We start from the raw sequence: 7,141 nt of genomic DNA, 5'->3' as shown, positions 1-7,141 counted from the left end.
GGGAGGATGGTGAGGTAGAACCATCCCAAGAGGGAGAACGCGACAACTTGGAAGATTGAGTTGATCGCTACGAGGACCGCGGCAGCTTCACGGTCACCGCAGGCGAGATCATTCCAGATAACGACCATCGCGATGCAGCGGGCGAGACCCACGATAATCAGCCCGGTACGGTATTCGGGGAGATCGGGAAGAAACATCCATGCCAGAGCGAACATCAGGGCTGGTCCGATGACCCAGTTCAGTGCGAGCGAAGAGATTAGGAGTTTTCTGTCCCCGGCGACGGCTGCGACCTTGTCGTAGCGCACTTTCGCGAGAACGGGGTACATCATGATCAGCAGCCCCAAAGCGATGGGGACCGAGATCCCACCAACTTCGAGGTGCGCGAGCACCGTGGAGACGCCAGGGATGAACCGTCCCAGTAGGAGGCCGGCGACCATGGCTAGCCCGATCCAGAGCGGTAGCCAACGGTCGAGCGTTGACAGCTTGCGTGTCGCAGATGGTGCGGTGGGGGTCGTTAGGGCGCTCATGCGAGAAGCGCCTCCATTTTTTCGACGATGACAGGCTTCGGGTGAGCGCCGATGAGCATGTCCCTGCGGGCGCCGTCCTTGTAGAAGCCGAGCGTTGGGATCGACGTCACACCAATAGCGGTGACGGCTTCGGGGTTTTGGTCGGCGTCAATCTTCACGATCTTGATGCGACCTGCGTAGTCCGTGGCGAGCTGGTCGAGAATTGGCGCGATCTGCTTGCACGGCCCGCACCATGCTGCCCAAATATCGACAACAACAGGAACCTTTGCGCACAGCACTTCAGCGTCGAACGTGGCATCGGTGACGGTAATGGTGGCTGCGAGAGTCACGCGAAAACCTCCTGGGACAGCGGATGGGTCTCCGCAATGTGATCGAGAGCGCTGAGGAAGTGTTGGGCGTCCTGGGCGGCAGCGCAACCCGTTCCAGCAGCGGTGATGGCTTGACGATAGGTATGGTCGACCAGGTCGCCTGCAGCGAACACCCCTGCAATGTTGGTGCGGGTTGATGGGTGTGCAACCTGCACGTACCCATCGGCGTCCGTATCAATAGTGCCCATTACGAGCTCCGAACGCGGGTCGTGGCCGATTGCGACGAATACGCCGGTGACGTCGATTGTTCGCAGTTCACCAGTTTGCCTGTCGCGCAGAGAGACCGCTCGCACCAATTTCTCCCCGATGAGCTCCGCGATCTCGCTGTTCCAGGCGACATCAATTTTGGGATGGTCGAGGACTCGCTGCGCCATGATCTTGGATGCGCGGAACTCGCTGCGCCGGTGCACAACAGTGACCTTCGACGCGAAGCGAGTAAGAAAAAGTGCTTCTTCCATCGCTGAGTCACCTCCACCAACAACCACGATCTCCTGATCTCGGAAGAAGAACCCATCGCACGTAGCACACCACGACACCCCGTGGCCCGTAAGCCGCTCCTCGTCAGGAAGATGCAACTTCCGGTACGCCGACCCCATAGCGAGAATGACGGCACGGGCCTGATACGTGTCTCCCCCACCGGTCACTGCCGTCTTGAGTGAACCGGTGAGGCCGAGACTGACCGCGTCATCGACAATGATGCGGGCACCGAATCGTTCGGCCTGGGCGCGCATCGATTCCATGAGGTCCGGCCCCTGAATACCTTCAACAAACCCGGGGAAATTCTCAACTTCGGTCGTGGTCATCAGAGCTCCCCCGGCGCTAATGGATCCGGCGAGAACCACGGGTGCGAGTCCCGCGCGAGCGGCGTACACCGCTGCGGTATAGCCAGCCGGGCCAGACCCCACGATCAACACATCAACTTCTTGATTAGACATGTTTCTATATTGACAGAACTCAATACAGATCGCCACCGTCCAAGATGAACTCTGTGTGCTGCCCGTGCGAACGCGCCGATTGCAACTGTGCGTGCGGCGTAGAGACCGCTATGCACCATGGGAATGTGAGGTAGACGCGCGTCCTTCACTGCTGCTCCCTCACGAGCCCCGACCGGTGAGAGGCTTCTGGCGTACTCCGCTAACTCTTCTGGTGGGCGAATAGATCGTTGTGGCCGTGCAGTGTGCCTGTCGCGAATCCGATGGTCACGGGTTCGGGTGCGCCACAGCATGAAGCGGCGGGTGTTTCTGTCACTGAGGTGGCGCAGTCGGGCGCAGAATCGTCAGTCGTAGGCAAGTCGCATGATCCGCCGAGGTCGGTGGAACACACCCCGGTTTCGGGGAGCTCTAGCCGTACGAGGTCTGCGGCTGCGCGGTCTCCGGCGAGTGCGGCCGCGATGGATCGGACCTGCTCGTAGCCGGTGGCCATGAGGAATGTCGGTGCGCGGCCGTAGCTCTTCATTCCCACGATGTAGAAGTTCGGGTCGGGATGGGCCAGGACTCGTTCACCATGGGCTGTGACGGTGCCGCAACTGTGAAACTCCGGGTCGATGAGTGGGCCGAGCTCCTTAGGCGCCTCGACGATGTGGTCCATGTCTAAGCGAAGCTCTGAAAGGAAGGACAGGTCGGGCCGGAATCCCGTAGCTGGCACCACCAGATCGACAGTGAGGCTGTCCCCGTAAGCGAGTTCCACCGTGAGGCGGGTGTCTGCTTCCAAGGATGTGACGGCGACGTTTTCGAGGATCGTGATGTCGCCGTTTTCAACGAAGCGGCGCAGGCTGGTGCCGAGTTGTCCACGCGCGGGAAGTTCATCGGCTGCCCCTCCTCCGTAGAGGCGGATTGGGTTCGCGGTTCCGCGGAGTCCCCACAACACGGTCGTGCCTGGATGCTGTTGGCGGAGCTTTCCGAGACTGATCAACGTGTTCGCAGCGGAGTGTCCGGCGCCCAACACGAGAACAGTTTTCCCAGCGAAACGCTCAAGCTCACTCCCCAACGGATCAGGCAGCGGTGACGTGATGAACCCTGCCTCACGAGCCCGGACTTCACCGATCGCCTCGATCCCCGAGCGGCCCACCGGATTCGGCCCGCTCCACGTACCCGATGCGTCGATGACTGCGCGGGCGAAAAGATCCTTCGTGCCTGCCGCGGTTTCCGTGCGGACAAGAAAGAGCGTCTGGTCACGCCCTGCAGAGCGCGTCTTGTCGACACCCGCACCGTCGGGGGCTACCCGAGTGACCCCGACGACGCGGTGCCCGAAACTGATCCGTGGTGCCAGTGCTGGATGGGCGGCAAGTGGTTCCAGATAGTCGCTGATCATGTCAGCACCAGTGGGGAGACGCGTTTCTCGGGGCGTTTCCCAACCGCCTGAATACCCATCCGAATTGGCTTCCAGAAGCCTGCGAGCCGCTGCGTCGATGTTGTAGCGCCACGTGGAGAACAATTTTATGTGCCCCCACTGGGCCATTGCGGCTCCTACCGTTGCTCCTGCCTCCAAGACGCGCACGTCTTGGTCTCGCTCGAGGAGATGTGCCGCCGCAGCCAGCCCGATAGGTCCGGCACCAATGACAATGACGGGATGCGTTTCGCTCATGGTCTTTTCTCCTGCGATTCGAGAGGCTATTTTTCGGGGGAGGATTTCGACGATCGTCGTTGCGCGCACCCGAATTCAAGGCTGCAGAAAACGGTCGAGCGCGGACAGCGCGACCGTGATCGGGCCGGTGGATGCAGTAGTTGCCCCTGCGCACGTTTCCTTCACGCCAAACATCGACGGACATCGATGTGTCGAGTATGGTTGAATATATCGACACTTGTCAATCTCTTAAGGCTGTGCTCACAGAACGCGAGGATGAGCGATGTCCACACTGGTTGCTGCGAACACACGTACGGAGGACCTTGCCGCCGCGGGCGTTCTGCCCAGCGCTCCGTGCTGTGTGCCCCCGCGAGGAGAGGAAGCTCTTCCGGCTGAGGAGGCGGAGATGCTTGCTGTTCGATTCAAAGCGCTCGCGGATCCGAACCGGTTGCGCATCCTCTCCATCGTTTCTTCGAGCCCCGAGGCAGAAACGTGCGTCTGTGACTTGTCTGAGCCGCTCAAGCTGGGGCAACCGACAGTTTCCCACCACCTGAAAATCCTGGTCGAGGCCGGACTTCTTAATCGCGAAAAGCGCGGTGTGTGGGCCTACTACTCACTCGTCCCTGGCGCTTTGGATTCTCTCGCTGCGACCCTCGTTTCGAAAGGCTGATCAATGACCGTTCTCCCCCAGGAAGCACCACAGCCGGCCGTCCTATTCGTGTGTGCGAAAAACGGCGGCAAATCACAGATGGCGGCGGGACTCATGAAGCACGAAGCGGGCGACAAGATCACGGTCACGTCCGCGGGTACCAAACCAGCGGCAGCGATCAATGCTCGCTCCGCTGAAGTGCTTCTCGAGATGGGCATCGACATCAGCGTAGAAGTGCCGAAGCCGTTGACCGAGGAGAACATGCGCGCCGCAGGCCTCGTTATTGTTCTCGGCACAGAAGCTCAGGTCCCAGCTGTCGACGGTGTGGAGATCGAGATATGGGAAACCGACGAGCCCTCACTGCGAGGTATTGAGGGCCGCGAACGCATGACACTGATCCGCGACGACATCCACGCACGCGTCCAAAAGCTCAAGGCCCGCCTACTCTCAACGCAGTAACCGCTTCGGACACTCATCCCGGATGCATTCATGTGAATCGCAGCGGTAAATGGCGCGGTTTTATCAGCACTAAATGGCACCCCGCTGGTCCATGAGTGCTCGCGATCGTCTATAGAACGTTGCCCGGGACATTCCAAGATCGCGGGCCACCTGCGCAGCGGGCTCGCCGCCTTCGACCAGGCGGATTGCGTTTTGAATCTGACTGTCGGTGACCCTGCGAGGTCGGCCGCCAAGGTCCTTTCCGGCTTCTCTGCGTTTGAGGATGGAATCTGTGACACGTTCGCGTTTAATCTCGTGTTCCATTTGCGCGAGGGCGGCCATAACGGTGAACAACATCGACCCCATGGGTGTCGCTGTGTCGACGTCGCCACCGCCGAGGTTCAGCACGCGCAGACCCGCGCCTCGGCTGCGGAGTTCGTCCGCGAAGGCAAGCATGTTCTGTGTGGATCGCCCGAGCCGGTCCAATGTCGTGATGACGAGGGTATCGCCATCGATCAGCGCGTCGAGTGCCCGATCAAACTGGGGTCGTGAAGCTCGCGCTCCAGACACTCCACGGTCAACGTAGAGGTCATCACGTCTGACGCCGGCGGCCAGAAGGTCGGCCTGCTGCCGGTCGGTGGACTGCTGCCGGGTCGAAACACGTGCGTAGCCGATCAGTTTCGCCATGGACTGCTCCGATGTGTCTCATAACTAATGGTTGATACGCCGATTCAACCAGAAGGTTCTGAGACATAGTTACGAGAATCGCCGGCCGCGGACGAACTCGCACGATTCAACGAAATTTCTGGCAATTCAGCCGTCGAGGACGCAAGAGGGGTGAGACGTCTCTTATCCCAAGGGTTGTGAGACCCTTGTGCTCCAATTGAGGGACCTTCACGGGACGATATATGGGCTGGGCATAGGCACCCCAACATCAGCGGCCCTTGCCTGGCTGAGGATTCGAGGGGCGCGTCCTTCCATCGACCCTCTTGCGGGACTTTATATGGACCGCCCTCTTTCGGGACATTCTGAATCGCAGCAGCTTAGGCCCCGGCATTCACGGGGGTTGGTCGATCATGATTGTCCCGCGGCTACCGTTCGCTGTTTCCCTGCCACTCCGGCCCGGAAGATCCTGCCCGGTATTCCTCCAGGGGCACCCGCTCAGCGGACCATGCATCGCGGACCTGATCAACAATGCTCCAAGCATGTTCTGCGGCCTCTGCCCTGACCGACAGTGTCGGGTCACGGTCAAGGATGCTTTGGAGAACTTCGCCGTACGGGTTTAGCCGCCCTCTGCAGAAATCCGTGGTGAGCCCGATCCGGTCGATGGTGAATGGGTCGCCGGGACCGTTGATGTTCATCTCCAGGCTCATTCGGTCCGGTCCAAGCCCTATTCGCAGCACGGTTGGTTCTTCGGCTCCATGTAATCCGTCTGGCATCCGCGGCACGGAACGGAAAGTGATCGTTATTTCCTGGCGGGGCTGCCCGAGCGCTTTGCCGGACCTGAGCGTAAAGGGCACGCCGGCCCACCGCCAGTTATTCGCTTCAACGGTGACTTCGGCCAGCGTCTCTGTTTTGCGGTCTGGGTCGACGCCTTCTTCGTCCACATAGGACGGTAGCTGCCGGCCGTTCACTGTTCCTGCCGTGTAGCGGGCACGTCTGCTTGCCCATACCGGATCATCTCCCCACAGTCGTACGGCCCTGAGGGCCTCGGATTTCGCGGCGCGCAGGTCCGCTGCGCCGACGCTCGTCGGTGGGTCCATCGTGACCAGGGACATGATCTGCAGCAGGTGGCTTTGGACCATGTCGACCATCGCTCCGGCCCGGTCGTAATATCCTGCCCGCCCTTCCAGTCCAAGTCCTTCGTCATAGACAATGTTCACTTCCGCTATATGGTCCCTGTTCCATACCGGCTCAAAAAGGCGGTTGGTGAAACGCAGACCCAGCATGTTAAGCACGGTTGATTTGCCCAGGAAATGATCGACCCGGAACACTTGTTCCTCCGGTACCAGTGCCGGCAGCATGGCGTTCAATTCCATGGCGCCCTGCAGGTCACTGCCGAACCCCGGGCGGAGGTCCATGGCGGCCTCCACTGGCACGGAACCTTCCAGCCCTTCGAGCAGCCACAGGATTTCCTGGCCTGATTCCGGCGGGGGCCACATCATGGCCATTTGCAGCCGTGCCCTTTGTCCCGGCCCGGCCCATTCCAGGTTCAGGACAGCGCTGGCCGGATGGTAGTGGCGGCCGCAGGATAATGGTTCGTCCCCGGCGCTGAGGGGACCAATCCGCAGCCGGCCTCCACGCCGGCGGTCAAGCAGCGGAAACACGAGCGCAGGGGCATCAAAACGCAGCGGACAGAAAAACTCAATCGCGCCGTCAGGTCCCACCAGGGCAGCTGAGAGACCGTCACCGATCGGGGCCAAAGCCCCGATATCAGGAAAAACACTCTCGCCGGTCACCGGAAAGGCCCCCGGCAGTGTTAACGCCGCCGCCGGGAGCCCGGGCCGGCGGCGTAACCGGCGGCTGATGCACCCAGCAGCATTCCCAGTCCCTGGCGTCCCCGAACCGGTGCCCGCCCGGCAGGCTGCCGGCTGCGT

The 7,141-nt window shown here is 60.9% G+C and carries 7 protein-coding genes and 1 pseudogene; 2 read left to right on the top strand and 6 right to left on the bottom strand.

The window, feature by feature from the left end:
- The 4 genes and pseudogenes from AB0O71_RS10635 to AB0O71_RS10620 form a co-directional block, all read right to left on the bottom strand.
- Positions 1-527: pseudogene (locus AB0O71_RS10635) on the bottom strand (arsenical-resistance protein); the annotation flags it as partial.
- Complete coding sequence (gene trxA, locus AB0O71_RS10630) at positions 524-856, bottom strand: thioredoxin (protein WP_346057242.1); 333 nt, start codon at positions 854-856, stop codon at positions 524-526. The pseudogene AB0O71_RS10635 and the gene trxA, both read right to left, overlap by 4 nt.
- The gene (gene trxB / locus AB0O71_RS10625) at positions 853-1,830 is read right to left on the bottom strand and encodes a thioredoxin-disulfide reductase (protein WP_346057241.1); all 978 of its coding nucleotides are present in this window, start codon (positions 1,828-1,830) and stop codon (positions 853-855) included. Before trxB ends, trxA begins: the two co-directional genes overlap by 4 nt.
- Positions 1,831-2,029: 199 nt before the next feature.
- On the bottom strand, positions 2,030-3,478 hold the full coding sequence (locus tag AB0O71_RS10620) for an NAD(P)-binding domain-containing protein (RefSeq protein WP_346057240.1): 1,449 nt from the start codon (positions 3,476-3,478) through the stop codon (positions 2,030-2,032).
- A 262-nt stretch (positions 3,479-3,740) separates the two neighbouring features.
- On the opposite strand from AB0O71_RS10620, the gene AB0O71_RS10615 reads away from it, so the two are divergent.
- Both AB0O71_RS10615 and AB0O71_RS10610 read left to right on the top strand, forming a co-directional pair.
- Entirely contained in the window at positions 3,741-4,127 is a 387-nt protein-coding gene (locus tag AB0O71_RS10615) for a metalloregulator ArsR/SmtB family transcription factor (RefSeq protein WP_346057239.1), read from the top strand.
- A gap of 3 nt (positions 4,128-4,130) precedes the next feature.
- On the top strand, positions 4,131-4,565 hold the full coding sequence (locus tag AB0O71_RS10610; protein WP_346057238.1) for a low molecular weight phosphatase family protein: 435 nt from the start codon (positions 4,131-4,133) through the stop codon (positions 4,563-4,565).
- A gap of 69 nt (positions 4,566-4,634) precedes the next feature.
- Here the strand turns inward: AB0O71_RS10610 and AB0O71_RS10605 are convergent, their stop codons facing one another.
- Both AB0O71_RS10605 and AB0O71_RS10600 read right to left on the bottom strand, forming a co-directional pair.
- Entirely contained in the window at positions 4,635-5,231 is a 597-nt protein-coding gene (locus tag AB0O71_RS10605; RefSeq protein WP_363745058.1) for a recombinase family protein, read from the bottom strand.
- Between the two features lie 404 nt (positions 5,232-5,635).
- Complete coding sequence (locus tag AB0O71_RS10600) at positions 5,636-7,003, bottom strand: glucose-6-phosphate dehydrogenase (RefSeq protein WP_363745056.1); 1,368 nt, start codon at positions 7,001-7,003, stop codon at positions 5,636-5,638.
- Positions 7,004-7,141 lie beyond the last annotated feature (138 nt).

The organism is Leucobacter sp. NPDC077196 (assembly GCF_040687075.1).
Lineage (GTDB): Bacteria > Actinomycetota > Actinomycetes > Actinomycetales > Microbacteriaceae > Leucobacter.
This window is presented reverse-complemented; position numbering and strand designations above follow the sequence as displayed.